Genomic DNA, 24,339 nt, shown 5'->3' on the forward strand with positions numbered 1-24,339 from the left:
ATGCGCGCGTGAGGGAGGGTCGTTGAACCGGACGCCGTGAAACCGGACGCCGTTTAGACCGGGCTTTCCAGCGCCCCGTCTTCCAGTTGCATGATGTCGAGCACTCCGGGCTGCCACCGGTAATAGGACTGGAGCTTGTAGTACTCGCCGTCGGGCTGGGAGGCGACGGCGTACACGAACTTCGTGGCCGGATCGGCCGCCAGTACGTGCTTCACGAACCGCTCGACCTTCGGGTCGAGCGGGACGGACAGCGAGGTCGGGTCCTCGGTGGCCACGGCGAAGCAGATCCGCTCGACCTTCGGGGAATCCCAGTTCAGGGTCACGTAGATGCCGAAGGCCTGCCGGCCGAGTTCGAGCATCTGCTCGCTCGGCTCCGCCTGGTCGACCTCGCGGAGCATGGACCGCACGTCATCCGGTGCGAAGCCGCCCGTGGGGGGCTCGCCGAAGTACACGTTGACGGTCTTGCTCCGGTAGTCGATCCCGAGCAGGCCGACCGTTTCGCCCATGCCGTACCGGTCGAAGAACTCGATGCTCTCTCCGAGGCTGGGCGGCATCGACGGAATTCCGGCGAGCTTCGATATCGCCTGCAGGTCGTTCCGGGGAAAGACCAGCCAGATCTTCTTGAAGCCGCGGACGACGCCGAAGTCGATTCCGTAGCTGTCGATCGGGCAGTTGTCCCGGATGTCCGAGAGCAGGGCGCCGACGGGGTGGTCCGTCCGCGGGGTCAGACCGTGTTCCACGGCGAGCGCGTACGGGTCCACGTCCAGCGGGGTCGTGAACCGGCAGTCGAGCTCGCCCTCGTGCTTCTGGCCCGTCCCGAGCCGGAACGCGACCACGGCCTGCGCGAGGGCGTCGCCGTACATGTCCAGGATGGGCAGGACCTTGTCCCGCGCGCACTCCACGTCCAGCAGGGCGGCCGATTCCTCGATGGCCGCGTAGAGAACGTGCACCGGGCTTTCTTCGGTGCCCCCGGTCGCCTCACTCATGGCTGTCATCATCTTGACGCTTCATGTGGGCAAGACTCCGACACCGATCTTGCCGTCCACTGTTCCGCGACTTGACGCCGACTTGGCGGCGATCCCGCAGGCCGGGAGCCGCTGCCCGCAGGCATGCCGAGCTCCCGGCGGACCGGGGCCCCTCGTACGAGACCCGTCCACCGGGAGCGTGGTGCGCGGCCCGCGGCCGCCCGGCCGCCGGTCGGATCAGCCCTGCGACAGGAGCTTCTCCTCGAGCCGGCGGGACAGCTCCACCCGGCGCGTCTTCATCGTGGCCGTACGGGGCAGTTCGGCCAGCGGGATCTGGATCGGGTCGGCCAGCTGGGGATAGGCGGCCACGGCCGTGCGCCAGCGGTCCCGGTCGAGCGGCTCGTCGCCGTGCGTGCAGACGATCGGGACGCCCCGGGAATCCGGGCCCAGCACGACGACGAGCTCGACCAGTTCCTCCAGCTTGTCCAGCACGAGGTCCTCGATCTCCAGGCTGCTGCCCACCCCGGGGATCATGTCGATCTCCCGGTCGAGCATGTGCAGGCAGCCGAACTTGCTGCGGTAGCCGACGTCCCCGGTGCGCCACCAGCCGTCGTGCACGTTGGCGTCGTAGCGCTCCTGCTCGCCGTGGTACGTCTTGGCGATGCCGTCCCAACGGGCGTCGATGAGCCCGGGGTTCTGCGCGGAGGGCCGCTTGCCGTTCTGGCTCACCAGCCGCACCCGCGCGCTGCCCGGCAGCGGGTAGCCCACGCAGCGCCCGTCCATCCGGTGCGCCGACCAGCGGTAGTACGGCCGGCCGACGGCCGGGCCGACCTCGCTCTGCCCGTAGATCTGGAAGAACTGCGCCCGGCGCGCGGAGGCCCCGAGGAGCCGGCGGACCGTCCTCGGGTGGATCGCGTCGAAGGTGCTGCTGAAGTACTTCACCGAGGCGAAGGGCTTGCGGGGATCGTCGGCCAGGTTCTCCCACGCCAGGAAGGAGTTGGGGAGCGCCTCGATCAGCCCGGGCCGGTGCTTCAGGAAGAACTCGGCGACCTCCTCGGGGGCGCCGCGGTTGACCAGCAGCACCGGCATGCCCTTGGCGAGGCACAGGGCCATCGCCGCGAACATCCGGGAATGGCCGAAGGCGATGTGGATCGCGACCGTCTCGCGCCCCCGCATCAGCGCCAGCAGGACCAGCTGCGGCCGCAGCCGGGCGCGCATCGTCCGCGGGGTGTGCACCACGAGCTTGGGGATCCCGGTGGTACCGGACGTGTGGGTGATCATCGCCGGCTCGTCCAGGCCCTGGAGCACGGGGCGTACCCCGGGGGACCCGGCGAGCTCGGCGAGCGAGACCACTCCGGGGGCGGACTCGCCCACGCTGATCACGCCCCGGGTGAGCTCGGCGAGCGGCAGCCCGGCCAGCGCCTCCAGCTTGGGGCCGTCCGTGAGCAGGTGCGGCTTGTCGAGCCGCTCCATGAGGGCGGCGAGGGTCGGGCCGTCCAGCGTGTGCGACAGCATGACCGGGACCGCGCCCGTGCGCGCCACGGCGGTGGCCAGCAGCCAGACGTCGAAGTTGGCCGCCTTGTGCACCACCACGTGGTCACCGGCCTTCACCCCGGCGGCCGCGATCCGGCCCGCCAGGTCCTCGACGTGCCCGGCGAGTTCGGCCACCGTCAGGTGCCGGCCCGCCTCGGGCAGGACGTCGAGGTCGTGATCGAGGGTCAGCGGCGTCGAGCCGTTCGCGACCGCCGCCCGTTCCGGCACGGACCCGAGATAGAGACCTTGCTTGTGTATCGAATTCCGCCTCATGAGACCTCCGTCCAGACCCGCGTCGCTCCGGTGTTCACTGGTCAACGGCGGTCTGTATAACGACACTTCGGAGCTCCAGCATCCGCCAGGGGACTTGGGCGGAACTGACCCCCGAGTTGGCCTCCACTTGGCCTCACCGGGTCAGGACCCGGTGAGGTGCTCCGGGCGGACCGGTGTCCTGTTCAGTTCCAGCCCGGTCGCGGCGCGGATCGCCGCGAGGACGGCCGGGGTGGACGACAGGGTCGGGGCCTCGCCGATGCCCCGGACCCCGTACGGGGAGTGCGGGTCGCCCATTTCGAGGTAGTCGACCGGGAGCGTCGGCGTGTCGAGGATGGTCGGGAGCAGGTAGTCCGTGAAGGAGGGGTTCTTCACCTTCGCGGTCTTCGGGTCCACGATGATCTCCTCCATGATCGCGACGCCCAGGCCCTGGACGGTGCCGCCCTGGATCTGGCCGACCACGGACAGCGGGTTGAGCGCCTTGCCCACGTCCTGGGCGGTGGCGAGCTCGACGACCTTGACGAGTCCGAGCTCGGTGTCCACCTCCACGACCGCGCGGTGCGCGGCGAAGGAGTACTGGACGTGGCCGTTGCCCTGGCCGGTCCGCAGGTCGAAGGCCTCGGTGGGGCGGTGGCGCCACTCCGCCTCGATCTCCACGGCCTCGTCCTCCAGGACGTCCACGAGGGCGACCAGCACCTCTCCCCCGTCGGTGACCACCTTGCCGTCCTCCAGGAGGAGTTCGGCGCCGGCCCAGGCCGGGTGGCGGTCACCGAACTTGCGCCGGCCGATCTCCAGGACCTTCTCGCGGACGAGCCCGCAGGAGTTCTTGATGGATCCGCCGGTCATGTACGTCTGGCGGCCCGCCGAGGTCGAACCGGCCGAGCCCACCTGGGTGTCGGCCGGGTGGATGGTGACCTGCTGGACGCCGAGCTCGGTACGGGCGATCTGCGCGTGGATGGTGATGCCGCCCTGGCCGACCTCCGCCATGGCCGTGTGGACCAGCGCGACGGCCTCGCCGTTGATGACCTCCAGGCGCACCTTGGCCGTGGAGTAGTCGTCGAAGCCCTCGGAGAAGCCGACGTTCTTGATGCCGACCGCGTAGCCGACGCCGCGGACGACGCCCTCGCCGTGCGTGGTGTTCGACAGACCGCCGGGCAGCGCGCGCACGTCGGGCGCGCCGTGGGCGCTCTCCCACTGGCGCTCGGGCGGCAGCGGGCGGGCCTTGACCCGGCGCAGCAGCTCGGCGACCGGGGCCGGGCCTTCGACGACCTGGCCGGTGGGCATGACCGTGCCCTGCTCCATGGCGTTGAGCTGACGGAACTCCACCGGGTCCATACCGAGCTTCGCGGCGAGCTTGTCCATCTGGGCCTCGTACGCGAAACAGGCCTGGACGGCGCCGAAACCGCGCATCGCACCGCACGGCGGGTTGTTCGTGTAGAGGCCGACCGCCTCGATGTCCACGTCGTCGATGACGTACGGGCCGAACGAGAGGGAAGCCGCGTTGCCGACGACCGAGGCCGTGGAGGAGGCGTAGGCCCCGCCGTCGAGGACGATCTTGCACTTCATGTGCGTGAGCTTGCCGTCCTTGGTGGCGCCGTGCTCGTAGTACAGCTTCGCCGGGTGGCGGTGCACGTGGCCGAAGAAGGACTCGAAGCGGTTGTAGACCATCTTCACCGGCTTGCCCGTGCGCAGCGCGAGCACGCTGGCGAGGATCTGCATCGAGATGTCCTCGCGGCCGCCGAAGGCGCCGCCGACGCCGGCCATCGTCATGCGGACCTTCTCCTCGGGCAGCCCGAGGACCGGGGCGATCTGCTTGAGGTCCGAGTGCAGCCACTGGGTGGCCACGTACAGGTCGACTCCCCCGTCCTCGCAGGGCACCGCGAGGCCGGACTCGGGGCCGAGGAAGGCCTGGTCCTGCATGCCGAAGGCGTACTCGCCGGTGACGATGACGTCGGCACGCTCCCGGGCCGCCGCCGCGTCTCCGCGGACGATGGGCTGGCGGTGCACGATGTTCGGGTGCGGGACGTGCCGGGAGTGGTGGTCGTCGCGGTTCTCGTGGACGAGGACGGCGCCGGGAGCGGTCGCCGATGCCTCGTCGGTGACGAGGGGCAGCTCCCGGTACTCGATCTTGATCTTCGCGGCGGCGCGGCGGGCCGTCTCCGGGTGGTCGGCGGCCACCAGGGCGACCGGCTCGCCGTGGTGGCGGACCTTGCCGTGCGCCAGGACCGGAGTGTCCTGGAACTCCATCCCGTAGTACTTCACCGCGGTCGGCAGGTCCTCGTAGGTCATGACCGCGTGGACGCCGGGCAGGGTCAGGGCCTCGGAGACGTCGATCGAGACGATCTCGGCGTGGGCCACGGTGCTGCGGAGCGTCTGGCCCCAGAGCATCTCCTCGTGCCACATGTCCGAGGAGTACGCGAACTCGCCGGTCACCTTCAGGGTGCCGTCCGGGCGCAGCGTGGACTCTCCGATGCCGCCCTTGGTACGGGCGGCCTGGGTGACCTCGGTGGGAATGCCGGTGGTGGTGCCAGCCATGATCAGACCGCCTCTTCCTGGAGTCCTTCGTGTTCTCGTTCTCGCCCACGACCGTGCCGGTGCCGCGACCCCCGTGCGCGACACGCTTCCCGGCGCAGGCGGCGTCGGCCGCATGCGCAGAAGTAGACCGCGGTCGCCACGGGGCGAGGCAGTCACCGATCGCTCAGAACCGGCTTCCCGGACGGCTGTGGACGAGCGTGCTTTCATCCACCCACACCCCTGTGAGCTGCACCGATCCCTCCCCCGCACACCCCGCCGCGTGCGAAAGTAGCGATCATGCGGCTACGCGAACTCCTGGACGACACCGAGCTCGGACTGCTCCTGCTCGTGGGCCATGCCACCGACGGGACCGGCTCCTCGCCCGACGGCCCGCTCGACCGGACCATTTCCGCCGTCGCCACCAACGACCTGGCCGACCCCGGCCGCTTCCTCACCGGCGGCGAGCTCGTCCTCACGGGGCTCGCCTGGTGGCGCGGGGACGGGGACGCCGAGTCGTTCGTACGGGTCCTGCACCGGGCCGGCGTCACCGCCCTCGCGGCCGGCGAGGTCGAGCACGGGCTCGTCCCGCACGACCTCGTGCGCGCCTGCCGGCGCCACGGGCTCCCGCTGATCGCCGTACGGCCGGAAACCTCGTTCGCCGAGGTCACCGAGCACGTCCTGCGCCGGCTGCACCGCCGGGACCCCGGCGGCCTCGCCGGCCTGACCGCCCTGGTGGAACGCCACCGCCGGCTCCTCACCGACCGGGCCGCCCCGGACTCCGTACTGGAGCTGCTGCGGCACACCCTCGGCCTCGACGTGCGCGTCCTGTCCGCGACCGGACGCCAGATCGCCGGAGCCCGGCCGCCGCTGCGCGCCAAGACCGCGGCGGCACTGGCCGCCCGCCACCTCGCGGCCCGCCGCGCGGGCGAGCCGGCCCCGCACACCGTCACGGTCGGCACCCGCCTCTACTCCCTCGTACCGGTCCCGGTGCCGGTGCCGGTGCCGGTGCCGGTGCCGGTCACTGCGCCGGGCACCGCGCCCGGATCCGCTCCCCGCGCCGCCGAACTGGGCGACTGGCTGCTCGTCATGGAGTCCGACACCTCCCGCTGGCCCGCCCCCGACCGGGAACTCCTCGACCGCACCGCCGAGCTGGTCGCCGACGCCCGCGCCGCCCACGAGCAGTCCAAGACGGCGCGCAACGACCTGGCCGACCGGTCCCTCGCCCTGCTGCACAGCAGCGTCCCGGCCGAGGAGATCCCCATCCGCCTGCGCAGCACCGCGCAGGCCGTGGTCAGCGGGGTCGGCCACTGGCCGCGCTGCCAGTTCGTGGTCGCCTCGGGCGAGTGGCACGGAACCCGCCCCGTCCCCGCCGCGGCCCTGCGCGTCCTCCTGGAGGAAGCCCTGGTCCAGGAGGACGGCCCGGTGCCGGTCTCCTCGCAGGACATCGCCGCCACCACCGACGCAGACCGGGCCGTCCTCCTCGTCCTGGTCCCCGAGCCCTCCGACGCCCGTCCCGACCCGGCCCTCGACCACGCCGCGCTCCAGCGCAGGCTCTCCGCGGCGCTCGCCCGCTGGCTCGGCCCGGGGGACAGCGTCTCCATCGGCGTCAGCTCCCCGGTCGGCGAGCCGGGCAACGCCCGCCGGTCACTGGAGCAGGCCCACAACGCCCTGCGCATCGCCCACGCAGCCCCCGGGCGGGTGACCGTCCGCGGCCCGGAGGACCTCACCTCGCACATCCTGACCCTGCTCCCCCTGATCCCGGCCGAAGCCCGCCGCGCCTTCGCCACCCGCCTGCTGGGCCCCCTGCGCGATCATGACGCCCGCCACCGGACCGAGCTGCTGGCCACCCTGGAGGCCTTCCTCGACTGCGACGCCTCCTGGACCGCCTGCGCCGCCCGCCTCCACCTCCACGTGAACTCCCTGCGCGGGCGCATCGCCCGCATCGAACACCTCACGCAGCGCGACCTGTCCTGCCTGGAAACCCGCCTGGACTTCCTGGCGGCCCTGAAATCGGGCTGACGGGGTCCTCTCCCGGGCGGCCGCAGTCGCTAGGGTCGACCCATGACCGCACTGCCCGACTGGATGCGCCCGCCGCGCGAGGAAGGCTGGTTCGCGGAGGACCTCGACCGCCTCCCCGAGGCGCCTCGCCACACAGAGCTCCTCGATGGAGCCCTCATCTTCATGATGTCGCCCCAGCGGTCCTGGCATGGCCGCCTTGTCACCGCGCTGACCACCACGCTGATGGCACAGGTGCCCGCCGGCTTCGAGGTCGAGCGGGAGATGACGATCCGCCTCGATGCCCGCAACCGACCCGAGCCGGACCTTCTGCTGACGGACCTGCCCTATGACCCCGACCGCACCTGCTACGCCCCGGAAGCCGTGAAGCTCGTCGTCGAGGTCGTGTCGCCCGAATCAGCCCACCGCGACCGCATCGTCAAGCTGCGCAAGTACGCGGAGGCCGGCATCCCGCACTACTGGCGCATCGAGAACGAGGACGGGGCCCCCGCCGTGCACGTCTTCGAGCTCGAAGAACCGGCAGGCGCCTACGCTCCTGCCGGTATCTTCCGCGGCACCTTCCAGCGCCCGGTGCCCTTCGAGATCAGCCTGGACCTCGACAAGCTCACCCCGCCCCGGAGCAGCTGAGACCGCTCAGAGTCGCTTCGCGCTCCGCAGGGTCGCCGCGTAGTAGCCGTTGCCGTCCAGGCGGGAGGTGCCGCCCTTGTCGCCGATGGTCGGGCCGTTGGCCTCTTCGCGGCTGGAGATGAAGATCTGGTGGCCGTCGGTGTCGGTGCCGAGGTACATGCCGGTGTGGTCCAGCCGGTCTCCGGTGCGCCCGTCCAGCTTGAAGAACAGCAGGTCGCCCGGCTGCAGGACGTCGATGGAGGTGGGCCGGCCGTCCGCGCCGACCCCCTTGAGCGGGATGACGTCCACGCCGGCCTTGGCGCGTGCCATGCCGTTCGCGGTGCGCGGCAGGCCGTCGCCGGAGGTGTCCGAGGCCATCAGCGGGAAGCGGGCCCGGTAGCCGAACACGGTCCGGATGAAGCCGGAGCAGTCCATCGAGCGGGCGCGCATCGCCTCGGGCTTCACGGTGGTCCCGCTGCGGAAGGTGTACGGGATGCCGAGGTAGTCGTAGAAGTCCGACTCCTCCAGGCGGTAGTCGTTGCCGACCGAGCCGTTGGGGTTGATCGGGCCGAAGCTCGCGTCGCCGGCGTACGAGACGCCCTCCGCGTCCTTCTTGACCGGGGCCTGGTCTCCGTACTGGAAGGCGATCGCGAAGAGGTCGTCCTCCTCGCTGCCCTGGTACTTCTTGAACCACTCCTGGAACCACTGCTCCTTCTCGGCCCCGCCGCGCCAGGTCTCCGGCATCAGCCGCACCCAGTTCTCGGTGACCACCCGGGTCTTGGTGGTGGCCGGCTCGGTGAAGGTACGGCTGGGGCCGGTGAGGGTGGCGGTGCGGGCGCCGTCGGTGAAGGTCGCGAGGATCCCGCCCTTGCCGTCGCGCAGCACGGACCGCTCGGGGTTCTTCAGCCGCTCCCACTTCTGGGCGGCCCCGTCACCGCCCCCCTTCGCGGCGACGGGGGCGTCGACGAGCGACTGGATGGCGGGCGCCTTGGCCTGCTCCTCCTTGCGCAGTTCGATGGTGAAGTAGACGCTGCCGGCCAGCAGGGCGATCACGGTGGCCGCGTGCAGGACGGGACGTGTGCGGCGCTTGGACGTGGCGGTCATCGGATACTCCGGGCGAGGTCGGGCGGACGGAAGGGCGGGCGGGGGCGGCGGGCCGGACCGGGGTCACGCGTGCGGCATGACGCCGAGCAGGATGCCGGCGGTCAGCACGACGTACGTCATGAGCGTCGCGGAGCCGGTGGCCAGCAGCGTGGCCCCCTTGGGCTGGCGGACCAGCTGGTAGGCGATGAGGCCGGGCACGATGAAGCCGAGGGTCTGGTTCGCGTACAGCAGCGGGAACTTCATCTGGAGCAGGATCACCACGCCGCCCTGGAGCAGCACGCCGATGAGCACGACGGTCGCGAACAGCCGCTTGCCGTAGAGGATCACGTAGCGCTGCGCGACGAGCGTGAGCGCGTACGTCAGGACGGTGACGCCGAGGACGATCGCGGCGCGCTGGAGGTCCTCGATGAGGGTGAGGGCGAGCCAGCCCGGGGTGATCATGCCGCCGGGTGACAGGTTCGTCGTCAGGTAGCAGACGAGGGAGAACAGCAGGCCCAGGGCGATGCCGATCGCGGCGATCTCGGGGGTGAGGACGGCGGGGATCAACGGGGTTCTCCTGGGTTGGCCCACTGTGGGGGCTGCGGGGTCTCGGGCTGGGGTCGCCGGGGCGGCGGCGGGAGCTCCGGCTGCTGCGGCGCCGCCTGGTACTGCTGCCCGGCGGGCGAGTACTGCTCGTACGAAGGGGCGTACGGCTGGGGCTGCTGCGGGAACTGCTGGTTCGGGTACTGCTGGTACTGCTCGTACTGCTGGTACTCCTGCTGCGGGTACTGCTGGTTCACGAACTGCTGGTTCACTCCGCGCGGCGCCGGGACGTGCGGGGTGCGCATCCGGCGCTCCTCCTCGGCCGCGGGCAGGTTCGCGTACGGGTCGAGGTGCTTGACGTACAGCGCCATGGTCTGGTCGTGCCGTACGTGCTGCGCAGGCGCGCCCGGCGTGGCCGGAGCCTCGCCGTCCTCCTCGAAGGAGGGCAGCTCGGCGAGGTGCTCCAGCAGGATCTCGCCCTGACCGTGGATGTTGCCGATGGCCACGAGCGAGGACTCCCGGCCGAGGTGGCCGAGGAGCTCGTGCATGAACTCCTCGCCGTCGCGCTCACCGCCGAGGTCGACCGCACGGTCGCGCCACTCGGCGGGGATCGCGTCGATGGCGCTCTTCGCCGGGTGGCCGATCACGAACACCTTGTCGGGCTGGAGGTCGGGCACGATCTGGCCCATCTGGCCGTTGCGCTCGACCCGGTCGGGCCGGCAGTTGATGACCACGTTGAGCGGGCGGCTGATCGCACCGAGGTCGAGGAGCTGGTTGATGTTCATCAGCGTGGACTCGGGGTCGTTGGCCGCGAACACGTTGGCGAAGCGCAGCCGCTTGTCGCCGGGGCCGATGTAGCGCTCGACGGAGAGCACGCCCGGGTCCGGCGGGGCGTCGTACATGCCCTGCAGCGCGGTCTCCCGGTCGATGCCGAGGAGCTCGGCCACGACCAGCGCGATGGCCACGTTCTCCTTGAAGGTGAACCAGCTGAAGCCGCGCAGCTCCTCGTCGCTGACGATCTCCGGGTCCGCGTAGAGGAGTTGGCAGTTCCGCGCGTCCGCTTCCTCCTGGAGGACGTGGAAGCGGTCCTTCTCGGCGGTGACGCAGATGCCGCCGTGCGGCATGGAGCGGGACAGCGAGCGGCCGATGTCGTCGAGGGTCGGGCCCATCTCGGCCACGTGGTCCTCGCGCACGTTGCACAGCACGCCGATGGTGGACTGGATCAGCTTTTCCTGGTTGAGCTCCTGGAGCGGGGGCATGACGGCCATGCACTCCATGACCAGCGCGTGGGGCTTGTAGGCCGCCGCGCGGCGCACGATGCCGATCTGCTCGACGACGTTGGCGATGCCGAACTTGCGGTAGACCGGCTCCTCGGTGGCGTCGGGGTGGATGAAGCGGGCCGCGGTGCCGGTGGTCTTGGCGACCGTGACCAGCCCGCCGCCGCGCAGTGCGCCCGCGACGAGCCGGGTGATGGAACTCTTGCCGCGGATGCCGTTGACCAGCACCCGGGTGGGTATCTCCGCCAGGTTCGCGAAGTGGCGCCGCTGCTCGACGATGCCGGCGATCAGCATCACCGCGCAGCACACGACCAGCACGCTGAAGAGAAAGAGCACGGGGTCAGTTCCTTCCGGCCGTGGCAGCCTGGCCGGACCGGCCGGCGGTGGTGCTCGCATCCCGCTTGCGCAGCTCCTGGAGCTGCTGCCTGACGACTTCCAGGCTGCGGGTGACGGCGCCTACCTCGTCGTGGTGGCGCGGGTAGAGGACGGTACGGCGGTCGCCGTCCGCCAGGGCTTCGGCGTGCTTCGCGAGTTCGCGCAGGGCCCGGATCACCACGATGTGGAGCCAGCCGAGGCAGACCAGGGCCGCCGTGAGGCCGAGCAGACCGGCCAGCACCGTGCGGTTCTGCAGGTTGTACTCGGGGATGGCGAGGCCCTTGGCCGGCTGCCAGCTGACCACGGTCCAGGCGAGCGGCTTCGCGGCGCCGCCGCCCGCCATCGGGATCGCGGCGGCGATGGTGATGTCGTCGCCCTTGCCGCGCAGCAGGACGCTGCTGGGGCGCGGGCCCTTGCCGACCTTCTGGTTGGTGCCGGCCGCCAGCGCCCGCATGCTCTCGTCGGGCAGCTGCTGGAAGGCCAGGTAGCCGTTGTTGCCGCCGATGACGCGCTGCTTCTCGTCGATCACCCGGATCTCGCCCAACCCGGGGCGCTTGAGCAGGGAGTTGAGGAAGTCGATGCGCAACTCTCCGACCACGGAAGCGCCCTTGAGGCCGGGGGCCGCGGCGAACTCGATGATGACCGGCGCGTTGCCCGATTCGAGCAGCACCACGGGCTCGTCGACGGGGGCCTTGACGCTCGGGCGCCGGGGCTCGGCCCCGACCTTGGCGCTGATGGTGCCGTTCTCCTGGAGCACGTACAGGGACTCGTAGCGCTGGTGCTGCGTGAGGGTGCGCTCCAGGATGCCGGTCATCTCGGCGGGGGTGGTGGCCGGGCCGATCAGCGAGCCCACGGAGGTGAGGTCGGCGTGCCCCTCGTTGAGGGCGCGGCGGACCCGGTCGGCCATGGTGTCGGTGCGTTCGCGCTGGTCGTGGACGAGCGTCTGCGGTACGGGGACGGACTCCCCGGCCCGGTTGAGCAGCAGCACCAGGGGCGCGGACCACAGCAGCAGGAGCGCGCCGCAGGTGGCGAGCAGGGCGCGGGCGCCGATCCGGCCGCGGCCGCGGCCGGGGTGGTGGGCCTTCTGGGCCTCGGCGGACTCGCCGAGCAGCTGGCGGCGCAGCCGCTCCAGGGCGGCGGCGATGCGGGCGGCCTCACCGTACTTGGGACGGGTGACCGGACGGTTCAGGTCGCCGCGGCTGAGCCGGCGGCTCTCCAGGAAGAGCTGGAGCAGCGGCCTCTGCACGGTGCCGATGAGGAGGGAGACCGCGAGGAGGCCGATGACGAGGAGCACGGCCGCGGCGGCGATCCCGAAGAACGGGTCGACGGCGGCGGCGCGGTCCTCGGTGACGCTGACGAGGGAGATGACGGTCAGCCCGAGGGCGGTGGCGGCGGTGCCCTTGCCCGCCTCGGGGCCGATCAGGTTCGCGTAGCCGACGACGGTCCGCTCACCGCCGTCGGAGGGGCCGAGCAGGCTGCCGCTGACGCCGCGGAAGCCGCCCCCGCCGGGCTCCTTGGTGGTCAGCGGGTTGGCCTTGGTCTTCCTCGCGGCGATCTTGGCGTACTTCTTGAGCTGCTTGCGGGCCCGCTCGGTCTCTTCCTTGACGTCGTCCGACTGGATCTGCTCGTCGTTGGCGAGGCCGTCACTGCTGAGGATCTGGCCGGTGGCGTCGGTGACCGCGATGGCCCGGAACTTGCCGAGGCTGACGCCGGGGAACCTCAGGCTGCTCGAGGCGACGAGCAGCTTCTGGGGCTGGCCGGGCCAGGACAGTACGGCGAAGGTGAGCAGGCGGGTCTCGCCGTTCTCGAGCCGCACCATGCGCGGGACGAGGCCGTTGGCCTCGGTGAGCTTGGTGTGGTCGATGGCCGTCAGCGGCACGTTCTCGCCGCGCTGCGCCTCCAGCCGCCCCGACTTGACCTCGATGACGGCCGTGCCGCGCCACTTCTGGTAGACGTTGCCGAGCTTGTCGAGCACCGTGTCGGCGGAGACCGGGCTGCCCGCGTTGAAGAGGGTGGCGGTGCGGGACAGGTCGATGATCGACTCGTCCAGCGAGGCCCGCATCGCGATGGCACCGTCCTCGGCGAAGTACTGCTGGGACGTGCGGACCGCCTCGGGGACGGACTCGTTGCCCACCTTGCCGAGGTGGAAGGCGGTGAGCGCGGCCAGGGCGAGCAGCAGCGCGGACAGCGCGGCGATGGGCGGCCGGATGCCGCCCAGCAGCGACATGTCCGCCCTGCGGCGGACCTTCTGCCGCCGCTTCGTGCGCGACGCGGACAACGGGACTCCTGTGGATGGGGGTAAGGGTGCGGGTGCGGGTGCGGGTGCGGGTGCGGGTGCGGGTGCGGGTGGTTCGCTGCGCGGCACTTCTTCGGCACCGCGTCCGCGCTTGCTCAGCGCTCGTCAGCGGTTGGTCAGGGGCGCCAGTCCGTCCTTGCCACCGCCCCGGTTGAGCAGGGTTCCCTGGGTGCGGTCGTACGCGAGCCGGTAGCGGGCGCGCCGCTCGGGCGTCAGCCCGCCGCCGTCCTTCAGCGCGGCGGCGAGGTCGATCAGCCGGTGGTCCTTGACCTGTCCGTTGTCGGGCACCTTGACCGCGGGGTCGGCCGCCTCCAGGTCCGGCGGCAGCTCCACGAAGGTGGGGACGTACCGGGCCCTGACGTCCCACGTGCCGTTCTTCTCGGCGAACTCGAACCAGCCGATGACGCCTTCCTCGGACAGCCCGCTGGGCACCTCGTGCCGGGCGAGCTGATTGCCGAGCCCGTACGCGACCCAGATGTCGCCGACCTTCTCCATGGGCTGGACGACGTGCGCGTGGTGGCCGATGACCAGGTTCACGCCGGTCTTCTCGGAGATCTTCCTGGCCAGGCTCAGCTGGAGGGAGTTCGGGGCGGGCTGATGCTCCTTGCCCCAGTGGATGCTGAGGATGACGACCTCGGCGCCGGCAGCCCGGGCGGCCTTCTCGGCGGCCGAGATGGCGTCCAGCGAGGTCTTGTTCACCAGCCAGGGCTTGTCCGCGGGGACCTGACGGCCGTTGAACCCGCCGGCGAAGGAGAGCTGCGCGACCTTGACGCCCTTGACGTCCATGATCAGCGGCGTACCGCCCTCTTGCGGGGTGCGGGCGGACCCGGTGTGCTTGAGGCCCGCCTTGTCGAGGGCGTCGAGGGTGTTCTTGACGCCACCCTCGCCGTGGTCGAGCGCATGGTTCGACGCGGTCGAGCAGGTGTCGTACCCGATGTCCTTGAGGGTCGTGGTGACCTGCGGCGGCGCGATGAAGTCGGGGAAGCTCTGGAACGGCCCCTCCGGCTTGCCGAGCACCGGTTCCATGTGGCAGATCGCCAGGTCGGCCTTGCTGACGACCGGCTTCACCGACGCCATCATCGGGCCGAAGTCCAACCCGCCCTTGCCCGCGGCCTTGCCGTCCTGCTCGGCCTGGGCGGTCAGCTCGGGGTGGATGAGGACGTCACCGGCCGCGGCCACCGTGAAGGAACGGCCCTTGGCTCCCACCGCCAGACGCCCCTTGGCGTCACCACCGGGTTCCCCGTCTCCGAGAAGTCCACAGCCGGTGAGGCCGACGGAGAGGAGAAGGGTGAGAACTCCGGATCGGAGCACGACGAGAGAGACGGATATCTTCACTCGGTCTATCTTTATCCGACCATGACTCCGTTCCCCCCGAAACGTATAACGATTAAGGCAACTCTGTGCACAGTGATGGCCGTGGCCGCGATTATGGCGTATTTCGCAATCTCATCCAGCCGACCATCAGATGAAGTGCAGGTTAATTCCGAACCATCGGCCGCTCCGCGGGTCGACCTGGAAGAGCGGATCACGGAATACACCCGGGGGTTCGGCGAGCGAGGGGGTTACCGGATCCCCACGGCGGACGAACGCCGCACGGTCACCCGGGGCGTCGCCCTGCTCCTTGACGGCGACCAGGAGGGGGCGCGCAAACGCCTGGCCGAGATCGACTTCACCGTGCAGTCGTTCACGGACGCCGCGAGCGGCCGTCGCTTCGCCGAAGTCGCGGATGCGGCGGGCGGTGCGGGCCCCGGGAACCGGGGGTGGGGCCGGGTGTACGTGGACCAGGGCGCGAAGCCGAGCTGGAGCGTGCAGGTCCCGCACCCCATCGCCGACCAGGAGACCGAGCGGCTCGGCGCCCGGGTGCTGCGCGGGTCGCCCGGCGGAGTCATGGTGCTGGCCGGCGCCCGCCGTACGGCCGGCGAGGGGGACTCCGCCGACGTGGCCCACCGTACGGACTCGGTATTCCACCAGGTGATCGAGGAACTGATGAAGCGCCGCCTGCCGGGCGTTCAGTTGCACGGATTCGCCAACGAGTCCTTCCCCGAATTCGACGCCGTCGTCTCGACGGGCGCCGGAGACCGCGCGATATCCGAGGCCAAGGCCCTGTCGACAGCACTGACCGAGAAGGGCCTGGAGGTCTGCCGGGCCTATGCCCGCAAATGCAAACTGGCCGGCACGTCGAACGAGCAGGGCCAAGTGGCCGCCGACGAAAAACTCCGATTCCTCCACATCGAGCTGGCCCGGGCCATAAGAACGGACACCCCCCGCACCGACGCCGTAACGGAGGCAATAACCCTCCTCACCCGGCGCTGGTCACAAGCCTGACCGCCCGCAGAGCCCTCCACGGAGACTCGGACGTGGAGGTCACGAACGGTTGCAAAGCATGCCTGTCCGTCAGTGGGGTCCGGCATGCTGAGGGGCAAGCCGAGGCCAAGGGGGATGCACCACATGGGCGGAGTCGATACGGCACGGGGCATGGGGTTCCAAACGGCTTGCGCCATGCTGCAGCTCATCCGCACCCCTGAGGAGTACCCGGATGCCGCGGCCTTCCGGGTGGAGGGAGCCGACGAGGCCATCGACTTCGAGGTGCGCGACGGGCAGGGGCAGCCGCTGCTGCTCGCGCAGGCGAAGACCCGCGTCGAGCCGGGCTCGTGGTCGGGGCTGGAGCTGGTGCGATTGGCCCGCCGCTGGGGGGCCGCGGATCCCGGCGGCACGGCAGTGCTCCGGTTCCTCTCGGATGCCCCCGTGCACCCGTCTGGACATGCGCTGCGGAAGGCGGTTGAGCGCGCCCGCGCCGTACCTGACCCTGCCCGATGGCTGGCAGAGTGCAAGGACGACGTGCCCGCCTCGATCGGGCTCACCGCAGACGACCACGGGGTGCTGCGACGGCTGGAGATCGAAACCCGGATCGGGCCGTGGGAGCAGATCCTCGACCAGGCCCGGTTGGAACTGCTGCGGCTCTCCCCCGTCGCCATGGCCGCGGGTGACGTCGACAGCACGGTCGACGCACTGTTCGTGAAGATGTTCCAGTGGTCCGGGGACCACCTGCTCGCGCGGCGCACGGTCCGGTTGGACGAGCTTCCGGGGCTCCTGCACGGCCCCGGTGCGGCGCCTGAGGCCGAAGCGGTCAAGCGGCCCGGTCCGGGCCGCGCGCTCTTCCGCGAGGTCCCCTCGGCCGCTGGTGTGCGCGGCCGGGACCTGGAACTGGCGGCGCTCGGGGAGCGGTTCGACAGCGAGCCCGATGCGGGCGCGGTTCGGATGGTGATGTCCGGGCTCGGCGGAATCGGCAAATCGAGCATCGCCCGCTTGTACGCCCACCGGAACCGCGAAAGGTACGACTTCGTCTGGTGGATCCCGTCCGACACCCGGGAGGACGTCGTCGCCGCCTATCGGCGGATGGTCGCCGAAGAGCGGCAGGAGACCGAGCCGGCCACCGACGCGGAGATCGTCACTCAGGTCGGCCTGCGCCTCGCGCATCTGGGCAGCAAGCTGCTGCTCATTTACGACAACGCCTCGGCTCGGGAGCAGATCCAAGGCCTGCTGCCTGCCTGCGAGGGCGCGCATGTGCTGGTCACCACCCGCGACTCGGCCTGGGCCGTGGCGGACGGCGGGCTGGTCGTGGAACGGATGAGCGCCGAGGAGGCCGCTGCCTGGACCGGAGAACGGCTGCCGGATTACTCCCCGTCCGAGGTGTCCGCATTGGTCGAGGCAGTGGAGGGCATTCCACTCGGCATCGCCCAGGCCACCGGCTACATCGTGGCGACCCAGTGCCCACTCGACGTCTACCTGACCGAACTCGCCGACTGCCGGGCCAAGTTGCTCGACGACACCGGATTCATCCCGCTCGACTACCGGGAGGGGGCGACCCTGACCGCGGCGGTCGCCCTCAGCGTGGGGAAGGTGCTCCATCAGGCACTGAACTCCCCCGAGGGCTCGGGACGGTATCTCGCCGCAGGGCTGCTCGCGCGTTGCGCGCTGCTCGCCCCGGACTTCATTCCGCTGCGTCTCGCGGCGCTCGACCTTCCCACCGGATCGGCCGTCTACGGTGCCGTGGCGGAGCTGCGCAGATTCTCCCTGGTCGACCCCCGGGACGGCCTGCTCGCAATCCACCGCATCGTCCAGGAAGTCGTGCACGCGATGCTGGACAGCGAGGCCGTCAGCATGATGCAGGGACGTTTCCAGGACGAGCTGGTGAAGCGGCTGGTGGACTGCCAGAAACAGGCCACCTGGGCTGAGGCCGCCACACTGATCGAGCATGCGGTCCATGTGGCGCATCGCGTGACCAGTAGTGGCTACGCGGATGCCAACACGGTGGCACTGCTGGCCAATGTCGCGGGAGCGATCTCGAACATTCACGGTGATCTGCCGCGCAGCGAGGGACTGTTGCGTGAAGCACTGGAGATCGTGGAGTGCGCCGACGAAGGGGCAGTGGACGATCCCGTCTACCGGCGAGCCGCGACGACGACCACCCTGGCCCACTGCCTGCTCAATCAGTCGCGGTTCGACGAAGCCGCGCAAGCGGCACGAATCGCTTGGAACCTGCTGGAAGGCATGGCCACGCTCGACGCCGAGGGCGTGGAGCACCTGCTCCTGGCGCACGTCGCCGACATGCGCGCGGCAGTGGCGACGGACCGCTTCGCTGACATCGCCCGTGCCGGCGCGAGGCTCGAGGCGGTTCTGCAGCGTGAGGACGTACCGCCGTCGACCGCCTTGGGAATCCGGCTGGAACGGGTGCAGTCGTTCGTGTGGACCCAGAACTGGGACGACGCGGCCATGACCATCGATCAGGCCAAAGCCGAAGCCCCGGCAGAGGCGGAGGCGAGCACGGATCTGCACTTCCTGGACGCCACCGTGAAAGCGTCCACGGGTCGGCTGGAAGAGGCCCTCGCCATCACCGCGGGAATCCCTGAACCCACCGAGCGGGTAGCCGTGACCCTCGTGCGCCACCACGCAGACAAGATGGTGGACGTGGCTCATGCCCTGATGGTTGGAAGTCTCCACAGGCACGACAGGGGGCTGGCCACCGATGCCTGGATCCTGCAAGCCGCAGGGTCGGTGATCGACCGGGCCGAAGCACTGCTCGTGGCGCACACGGAAGCAGGGCCGGAAGTAATCGCACATGTCATGCACCGGCGCGCCGTACTCGCCTGGACGCGGCACCTGGTGGGAGATCCCGACGGAGACCCGGACCTGTGCCGCACTCTGATGCGGGAGAGCCTCGGGCTGTTCGAGGCGGCGGGCCAGGGCCACGTGCCACTCGCAGTGAATGCGCGCCAGTTCCTGGAGCTGGATGAACACAGCTCCTCTGACGAACCCTTCGAAACGGTAAGCCTGGACGAGCCTGACCACGTTCCGCTGCCGCCGTCGGGCGGCAGCGGAACGCATCTGATCTCCGAATTCCCCTGGGTCAGGGCCGTGACCCTGGCCCGGGCCGTTCCGCCGGATGCGCGCTCGCTCTACGGCCTGCTCGGAGCCACGGCCTATCACCTGGGCAAGCAATCGGCCCCCTCCCCCACCTTCCTCGCCCTGGCGTTCGCCACGGCACTGCGCTCCCTGGGGCTGGGGTGCCGATTGATCCCCACCACGTTGCAGGTGACCCGGGGCAACGGTGAATCGCTCGACCTGCCCGGCTGGCAGGTTCCGCCGATGGTCACGCGGGACGGGGAGGTTCGGGGGCACGTGACCGTCTGGTGCGAGGAAGCCGCACGGTTGGTGGACCCTGCCCTGCTGCTCGGCCAGAGCCGGTTCGCCCCCGGCGCCGCGGAGCGCGAGATCTTCCGGATCCCCGTTGTCCTGCCGGCGCCCGACCTGAGCTCCCTCCTCAGGGTCAGCCCGGCCACCCACCGGGAGGGGCACCTGCTCGCGTACGGGTTCCGCCCCGACTGGGAGGAGCACCTCCACGGGGCGATCGAGCACCTGGACGCCGGGGCCGTCGCCGGCTTCGCCCGGGTGCTCGCGGCCTCCGCCACCCTGGCAGCCGCCGGTGACCCGCACGTCCGAGGCCTGCGGACCGCGGTGGACAGCAAAACGGCCTGACCTGCGTTATCGCAGGTCAGGCCGTCTTTCAGTATGCGATCAGACGTTGAAGCGGAACTTTCAACACAGAGCTCCGACCTGCAGAAATGCGGTTCTGGAAGTGGTCATCCAGCACCAATCCAGCACGGTGCGAGTTCATCCAGCACATCCAGCACGCCGGGGCCGCCTCAGAAGCCCCGAGCCCCAGTCCTGCCATACGTCGAAATCCAGTGGCCTATCGCTGGCCCAAGGTGAGCTCTGGGGCCGCCCAGGGCAAGCACGGATTGAGGACTTCCGACCCAATGGCTGGTACCCCGAGAGCCCATTGATCAAGTCCTACCCGGAGAGCGTTCCGCGGCAGATCGCCGCGACGGCCTCGGACGCCTGGAAGTGCCACAGCGTGGGGGTCCACCAGGGCGCGGCGGTCCTGGCACGCGCCGCTGTCGAGTCCGCAGCCAAGAGCAAGGGAATCGCAAGCGGCAGCTTGATCAAGAAGATCGAAGAGCTCTTGGCCGGCGGACACATCTACCCGCACGTCAAGGACGCTGCCGACGAGATCAGACATGCCGGAAGCGACATCGCGCACGGCGATCTCGTGGATGAGCCTTTCACCACCGACGAGGCAAAGGCGGTACTGGAGCTGATGGACCAGGTCCTGGACGGAGTGTTCATAGCCCCCGCGAAGTCTGCCAAGCAGAAGGCCCGGCGCCTCGCAAGGGCGTCAGATGGCACCAGCCCCACATCACCGACGGGCCTCACACCCGCGTGACGTGGCAGTGGTGTACACACGGCACACTCAGTACACTTGAGCGCATGACGCAGCCACTGCCCATAGAGTCCATCCGCGATGTGCGCGCACACCTGGCTGAAGTTGTGGAGCGCGCAGACCGCGACGACGTGCCCACGGTCATTACGCGCCGAGGCAAGGAAGTCGCCGCCGTCGTCTCCATCGAGGTCCTACGCAAGTACCAGGAGTGGGAAGAGCGCGAGATCAATCGGATCATCGATGAGCGCATGGCCAACCCGGCGCCCGGCATCCCGATCGAGGACATCATGAGGGAGACGCTGGCACGCGGTGAGTGAGTACCGAACCGTCTTCCGCCCCGAGGCGCAGGCCGAGCTTCGGAAGATTCCCCGCGACATGGCGCTGCGCATCCTGGCCAAGCTGACCGAGCTCGAGACCGACCCCCTCGGCTTCAACACCACCGCACTCGTGTCACAGCCCGAGCGCCGCCGCCTGCGCGTCGGCGACTACCGCGTCGTCTACACGATCGACAACGGAGAGCTAGTGGTCTGGGTCGTTCACGTAGGACACCGGTCCACCGTTTACGAGACCTGATCGCCGCTGACCCCACGTCAGAATATCCAGCACCAATCCAGCACGGTGACGACGAAGGGGCCGGACTCGACCGACCCCGACCCCTTCTGACCTGCATCGTTGCCAGATCAGTGACGTGGTGTTATTTCATCCGCTCACACGTTGAAGCGGAACGTGCGGTGCAGGGCTCTCACCTGCGAAAACGTGGTTCCAAGCGGGCCAAGTCGGCACAGAATCAGCACGGGATTACGCCGCTGACCTCTACTCGAAATCGTCGTCATCGCTCAGCGGTCGCATGGGGACCTCAAGGAGGGCGAGTTCCGCCAATTCGGGGTCACCCACACCCGATGTCCGCTCCGAGCTCTGCCGTCCAAGCCGCTTCCGTACCTCACTGATCAGCGCTTCGACGGAGCGGGACTGCTCCTCCTGCGCGTCTGCGCTCCTCTTGAGATGTTTCGCGATCTGATGGGTACTCCACTCCACCGAGTCGGTCTCTAGGGCACTGTCCCGGAGGGCTTCAAGATCCACCGTGTAGATGAGCGGGTCCACGCGGCCGAACGGTCCATCCGCTTCCACCCGAAACTCGTAGATCTTGGGTAGCTCCGAGGAGAACAGCTGATGGCCCATGTCCATGACGAAGGGAATTCGGCGCTTCGGAGGCAAGGTGGCGATGGGGCGACCAACAGCGCGATTGAGCGTCGCGGCCCGCTCGGCCCCAAGAGTGGTCTGCAGCGGAGGGCTCACCGAGATTCGTACATTGCGGGCCAAGGTCTGACCGATGTTCTCGATCACCAGCACGAGTAGCGATGACCCCGGGATACGAGGCCTGATGTCGACGATGACGTACGGCTCCGCCTGCTCGCGTTGCGCCTTCTCTGTGAGGGCGTTGGCTTGGGCCACTGCTCTGGCCTGGCGCCGGTTGTAGACGAGGGCCCAAAACGCGGCCGTCGTCGAGAAGACGAGAGCTGCCACGGAGATGACCACCGTGGCGACCTGGACCGATGAGTCACTCATGGCCGGATGCTAGGCGTGTGGCCGGTCATGGCGCGACAAGTTGCCGAAAACCCACGGACCGGGATCGTTGGCTCTCCAGTCTGAGCTGCGGGCCGCTACCGTGAAGCCATGACCGCACTGCCCGACTGGATGCGCCCGCCGCGCGCGGAAGGCTGGTTCGCGGAGGACCTCGACCGCCTCCCCGAGGCACCCCGCCACACCGAGCTGATCGACGGAGCCCTCGTCTTCATGATGTCGCCCCAGAGGTGGTGGCACGGCCACCTCGTCACCATGCTCACGGTCGCGCTCATGGAGCAGGTACCCGCGGACACCAGAGTCGGCCGCGAGATGACCATCAAACTCGACCCACGCAACCGTCCCGAACCGGACCTGCTGGTGACGACGGCCGACTTCGACGGTGACCGCACCTGGTTCGCTCCCGAAGACGTCCAGCTCGTCATCGAGGTCGTCTCTCCCGAGTCCGCCCATCGCGATCGCACAGTAAAGCTCCGCAAGTACGCGGAGGCCGGCATCCCGCACTACTGGTGCATCGAAGACGAGGACGGGGCACCCGTCGTCCACGTCTACGAGCTCGACGAACCCACCGGCGCCTACGCGCCCGCCGGCATCTTCCGGGGCAAGCTCCAGCGCCCGGTCCCCTTCGAAGTCAGCCTGGACCTCGACAAGCTCACACCGCCCCGAAGCAGCTGAAAAGTCAGCACCAAGTCAGCACGGGAATACAGAAGGGGTCGGACTCACTAGAGTCCGACCCCTTCTGACCTGCACACTTGACGAAACTATCTCACATGCAGTAACGAAGTGACTACACGTTGAAGCGGAACTCCACCACGTCGCCGTCCTGCATGACGTAGTCCTTGCCTTCCATGCGGGCCTTGCCCTTGGAGCGGGCCTCGGCGACCGAGCCGCAGGCGACCAGGTCCTCGAAGGAGATGATCTCCGCCTTGATGAAGCCGCGCTGGAAGTCGGTGTGGATCACGCCGGCGGCCTCGGGGGCGGTGGCGCCCTTCTTGATGGTCCAGGCGCGGGTTTCCTTCGGGCCGGCCGTCAGGTAGGTCTGGAGGCCCAGGGTGGCGAAGCCGACGCGGCCGAGGGTGGCCATGCCCGGCTCCTCCTGGCCGACCGACTGGAGGAGCTCGAGCGCCTCGTCGTCCTCGAGCTCGATGAGCTCGGCCTCCAGCTTGGCGTTCAGGAAGATCGCCTCGGCCGGGGCCACCAGCGCGCTCTGCTCGGCCTTGAAGGCGTCGTCCGTCAGCTCGTCCTCGTCCACGTTGAAGACGTAGAGGAAGGGCTTGACCGTGAGGAGGTGGAGCTCGTGGAGGAGGTCGCCCTGCTCCGTGCCCTTCGTGATGCCGTGCGAGAAGAGGGTGTCGCCCGCTTCGAGGATCTTCACGGCCTTCTCGACGGCCGCCAGGACCGCGACCTTCTCCTTCTGGAGGCGGGACTCCTTCGTCAGGCGCGGCACCGCCTTCTCGATGGACTGGAGGTCCGCGAGGATCAGCTCGGTGTTGATCGTCTCGATGTCGTCCTTCGGCGAGACCTTGCCGTCGACGTGGACGACGTTCTCGTCCTTGAAGGCGCGGATGACCTGGCAGATCGCGTCCGACTCGCGGATGTTCGCGAGGAACTTGTTGCCGAGGCCCTCGCCCTCCGAGGCACCGCGCACGATGCCCGCGATGTCGACGAAGTCGACCGTGGCCGGGAGGAGCTTCTGCGAACCGAAGATGCCGGCCAGGACGCCGAGGCGGGCGTCCGGAACGCCGACGACGCCGACGTTCGGCTCGATCGTGGCGAACGGGTAGTTGGCCGCCAGCACGTCGTTCTTGGTCAGGGCGTTGAACAGGGTCGACTTGCCGACATTCGGCAGGCCGACGATTCCGATCGTGAGCGACACGTTGGCGACTTCCCGTAGCTGGAGGGGGCGGCGGCCCGGAGTGGGCCACCGGACAGTTTACTTTCCGATGAGGGGGCCCTGATGTACGCGTGTCCGGGCACGCGATCGGCGGCCTCCCCGCCTAGTTTTGTGGGGTGGAGCGATACAAGGCGCGTACGGTACGTCACCCGGCGGAGCGGTCTGCCGGGCGGTCCCCCCAGCGAGCGCCCGCAGCGGTGCGCCGGCTGCCGCGGCCCCGGCTGACCGGGCTCGGCGGCGGGCTGTTCGCCTGCGCCGCGATGTTCCTGATCGGCGGCCTCGACTGGCTGCTGTTCGACGCCTCCCTGTTCGTCTACGGCCTGCTGTTCCTGCCCGTGGCGGCCGCCACCGCCCTGTGGGTGCGGCCCGCCGACCTGATCACCGCCCCGATCACCGCCCCGATCGCCTTCGCCGCCGGAGCGTGGCCCGTGTCGGGCGGCTCCGGCGGCTTCGCGGGCGAGGTGATGGGGCTGGTGTCCGCACTGTCCCTGCACGCCGGCTGGCTGTACGCCGGCACGCTCGTGGCGGCGCTGATCACGGTGGTGCGCAAGGCCGTCCTCATCGGCCGCCGGCGGATGCCCCGCCGCGTCGCCTGAAGGGCGGCG

The 24,339-nt window shown here is 69.7% G+C and carries 19 protein-coding genes; 9 read left to right on the forward strand and 10 right to left on the reverse strand.

The genetic code is table 11. The annotated features are described in order from the left end of the window. Nucleotides 1-53: 53 nt before the first annotated feature. The 3 genes from AC3IX6_RS12425 to AC3IX6_RS12435 form a co-directional block, all read right to left on the reverse strand. Nucleotides 54-986, reverse strand: a complete 933-nt coding sequence (locus tag AC3IX6_RS12425; protein ID WP_489370173.1) for an aromatic prenyltransferase — start codon at nucleotides 984-986, stop codon at nucleotides 54-56. Between the two features lie 216 nt (nucleotides 987-1,202). Then, nucleotides 1,203-2,771, reverse strand: a complete 1,569-nt coding sequence (locus AC3IX6_RS12430; protein ID WP_489370174.1) for a class I adenylate-forming enzyme family protein — start codon at nucleotides 2,769-2,771, stop codon at nucleotides 1,203-1,205. 141 nt (nucleotides 2,772-2,912) lie between these two features. Continuing rightward, complete coding sequence (locus tag AC3IX6_RS12435) at nucleotides 2,913-5,303, reverse strand: xanthine dehydrogenase family protein molybdopterin-binding subunit (RefSeq protein ID WP_489370175.1); 2,391 nt, start codon at nucleotides 5,301-5,303, stop codon at nucleotides 2,913-2,915. 276 nt (nucleotides 5,304-5,579) lie between these two features. On the opposite strand from AC3IX6_RS12435, the gene AC3IX6_RS12440 reads away from it, so the two are divergent. Together AC3IX6_RS12440 and AC3IX6_RS12445 are read left to right on the forward strand one after the other, a co-directional pair. After that, the gene (locus AC3IX6_RS12440; RefSeq protein WP_489370176.1) at nucleotides 5,580-7,301 is read left to right on the forward strand and encodes a PucR family transcriptional regulator; all 1,722 of its coding nucleotides are present in this window, start codon (nucleotides 5,580-5,582) and stop codon (nucleotides 7,299-7,301) included. 42 nt (nucleotides 7,302-7,343) lie between these two features. Then, nucleotides 7,344-7,925: a Uma2 family endonuclease gene (locus AC3IX6_RS12445; RefSeq protein WP_489370177.1), complete on the forward strand. Its 582-nt coding sequence runs from the start codon at nucleotides 7,344-7,346 to the stop codon at nucleotides 7,923-7,925. Between the two features lie 6 nt (nucleotides 7,926-7,931). On the opposite strand, the gene AC3IX6_RS12450 is transcribed toward AC3IX6_RS12445, so the two are convergent. The 5 genes from AC3IX6_RS12450 to AC3IX6_RS12470 form a co-directional block, all read right to left on the reverse strand. Continuing rightward, nucleotides 7,932-9,008, reverse strand: coding sequence for a C40 family peptidase (locus tag AC3IX6_RS12450; RefSeq protein WP_489370178.1), 1,077 nt, complete (start codon nucleotides 9,006-9,008; stop codon nucleotides 7,932-7,934). A 63-nt stretch (nucleotides 9,009-9,071) separates the two neighbouring features. After that, complete coding sequence (locus tag AC3IX6_RS12455) at nucleotides 9,072-9,554, reverse strand: poly-gamma-glutamate biosynthesis protein PgsC/CapC (protein WP_243335815.1); 483 nt, start codon at nucleotides 9,552-9,554, stop codon at nucleotides 9,072-9,074. After that, nucleotides 9,551-11,143 carry a poly-gamma-glutamate synthase PgsB gene (gene pgsB / locus AC3IX6_RS12460; protein WP_489370179.1) on the reverse strand — a complete coding sequence of 531 codons (1,593 nt, stop codon included), beginning with the start codon at nucleotides 11,141-11,143 and terminating at the stop codon, nucleotides 9,551-9,553. Before pgsB ends, AC3IX6_RS12455 begins: the two co-directional genes overlap by 4 nt. 4 nt (nucleotides 11,144-11,147) lie before the next feature. Continuing rightward, a complete protein-coding gene (locus AC3IX6_RS12465) occupies nucleotides 11,148-13,460 on the reverse strand; it encodes a HAMP domain-containing protein (protein WP_489370180.1) in 2,313 nt (770 codons plus the stop codon). A 123-nt stretch (nucleotides 13,461-13,583) separates the two neighbouring features. Further along, the gene (locus tag AC3IX6_RS12470) at nucleotides 13,584-14,813 is read right to left on the reverse strand and encodes a CapA family protein (protein ID WP_489370181.1); all 1,230 of its coding nucleotides are present in this window, start codon (nucleotides 14,811-14,813) and stop codon (nucleotides 13,584-13,586) included. 135 nt (nucleotides 14,814-14,948) lie between these two features. Between AC3IX6_RS12470 and AC3IX6_RS12475 the strand changes: the two genes are divergently transcribed. The 5 genes from AC3IX6_RS12475 to AC3IX6_RS12495 all read left to right on the forward strand — a co-directional run bounded on the left by AC3IX6_RS12475 (nucleotide 14,949) and on the right by AC3IX6_RS12495 (nucleotide 20,832). Then, entirely contained in the window at nucleotides 14,949-15,803 is an 855-nt protein-coding gene (locus AC3IX6_RS12475) for a hypothetical protein (protein WP_489370182.1), read from the forward strand. 174 nt (nucleotides 15,804-15,977) lie between these two features. Beyond that, nucleotides 15,978-19,514, forward strand: a complete 3,537-nt coding sequence (locus AC3IX6_RS12480; protein ID WP_489370183.1) for an NB-ARC domain-containing protein — start codon at nucleotides 15,978-15,980, stop codon at nucleotides 19,512-19,514. A 304-nt stretch (nucleotides 19,515-19,818) separates the two neighbouring features. Next, nucleotides 19,819-20,262, forward strand: a complete 444-nt coding sequence (locus AC3IX6_RS12485; RefSeq protein ID WP_489370184.1) for a DUF4145 domain-containing protein — start codon at nucleotides 19,819-19,821, stop codon at nucleotides 20,260-20,262. Between the two features lie 44 nt (nucleotides 20,263-20,306). After that, complete coding sequence (locus tag AC3IX6_RS12490; protein WP_019434848.1) at nucleotides 20,307-20,576, forward strand: type II toxin-antitoxin system Phd/YefM family antitoxin; 270 nt, start codon at nucleotides 20,307-20,309, stop codon at nucleotides 20,574-20,576. Continuing rightward, a complete protein-coding gene (locus AC3IX6_RS12495; RefSeq protein WP_054221840.1) occupies nucleotides 20,569-20,832 on the forward strand; it encodes a type II toxin-antitoxin system RelE family toxin in 264 nt (87 codons plus the stop codon). Before AC3IX6_RS12490 ends, AC3IX6_RS12495 begins: the two co-directional genes overlap by 8 nt. Before the next feature lie 240 nt (nucleotides 20,833-21,072). Here AC3IX6_RS12495 and AC3IX6_RS12500 read toward each other — a convergent pair whose 3' ends face one another. Continuing rightward, nucleotides 21,073-21,825 carry a hypothetical protein gene (locus tag AC3IX6_RS12500; RefSeq protein WP_489370185.1) on the reverse strand — a complete coding sequence of 251 codons (753 nt, stop codon included), beginning with the start codon at nucleotides 21,823-21,825 and terminating at the stop codon, nucleotides 21,073-21,075. Between the two features lie 108 nt (nucleotides 21,826-21,933). Between AC3IX6_RS12500 and AC3IX6_RS12505 the strand changes: the two genes are divergently transcribed. After that, entirely contained in the window at nucleotides 21,934-22,515 is a 582-nt protein-coding gene (locus AC3IX6_RS12505) for a Uma2 family endonuclease (RefSeq protein ID WP_489370186.1), read from the forward strand. Between the two features lie 112 nt (nucleotides 22,516-22,627). Here AC3IX6_RS12505 and ychF read toward each other — a convergent pair whose 3' ends face one another. Further along, nucleotides 22,628-23,716 (reverse strand): redox-regulated ATPase YchF, encoded by a 1,089-nt coding sequence (gene ychF, locus AC3IX6_RS12510; RefSeq protein ID WP_489370187.1) that lies wholly within the window; start codon nucleotides 23,714-23,716, stop codon nucleotides 22,628-22,630. 215 nt (nucleotides 23,717-23,931) lie between these two features. Here ychF and AC3IX6_RS12515 point away from each other — a divergent pair, with 215 nt between their 5' ends. Further along, nucleotides 23,932-24,330 (forward strand): DUF6542 domain-containing protein, encoded by a 399-nt coding sequence (locus AC3IX6_RS12515; RefSeq protein WP_489370188.1) that lies wholly within the window; start codon nucleotides 23,932-23,934, stop codon nucleotides 24,328-24,330. The last annotated feature ends 9 nt before the right edge of the window (nucleotides 24,331-24,339 follow it).

Source organism: Streptomyces sp. GL_141, from assembly GCF_057834385.1.

Bases quoted from the DNA above. Each gene is read 5' to 3' on its own strand.
- AC3IX6_RS12480 (WP_489370183.1), top strand. From the start codon at position 15,978: ATGCTGCAGCTCATCCGCACCCCTGAGGAGTACCCGGATGCCGCGGCC.
- AC3IX6_RS12505 (WP_489370186.1), top strand. From the start codon at position 21,934: ATGACCGCACTGCCCGACTGGATGCGCCCGCCGCGCGCGGAAGGCTGG.
- AC3IX6_RS12430 (WP_489370174.1), bottom strand. From the start codon at position 2,771: ATGAGGCGGAATTCGATACACAAGCAAGGTCTCTATCTCGGGTCCGTG.
- AC3IX6_RS12490 (WP_019434848.1), top strand. From the start codon at position 20,307: ATGACGCAGCCACTGCCCATAGAGTCCATCCGCGATGTGCGCGCACAC.
- AC3IX6_RS12425 (WP_489370173.1), bottom strand. From the start codon at position 986: ATGAGTGAGGCGACCGGGGGCACCGAAGAAAGCCCGGTGCACGTTCTC.
- AC3IX6_RS12500 (WP_489370185.1), bottom strand. From the start codon at position 21,825: ATGAGTGACTCATCGGTCCAGGTCGCCACGGTGGTCATCTCCGTGGCA.
- AC3IX6_RS12440 (WP_489370176.1), top strand. From the start codon at position 5,580: ATGCGGCTACGCGAACTCCTGGACGACACCGAGCTCGGACTGCTCCTG.
- AC3IX6_RS12450 (WP_489370178.1), bottom strand. From the start codon at position 9,008: ATGACCGCCACGTCCAAGCGCCGCACACGTCCCGTCCTGCACGCGGCC.
- AC3IX6_RS12435 (WP_489370175.1), bottom strand. From the start codon at position 5,303: ATGGCTGGCACCACCACCGGCATTCCCACCGAGGTCACCCAGGCCGCC.
- AC3IX6_RS12445 (WP_489370177.1), top strand. From the start codon at position 7,344: ATGACCGCACTGCCCGACTGGATGCGCCCGCCGCGCGAGGAAGGCTGG.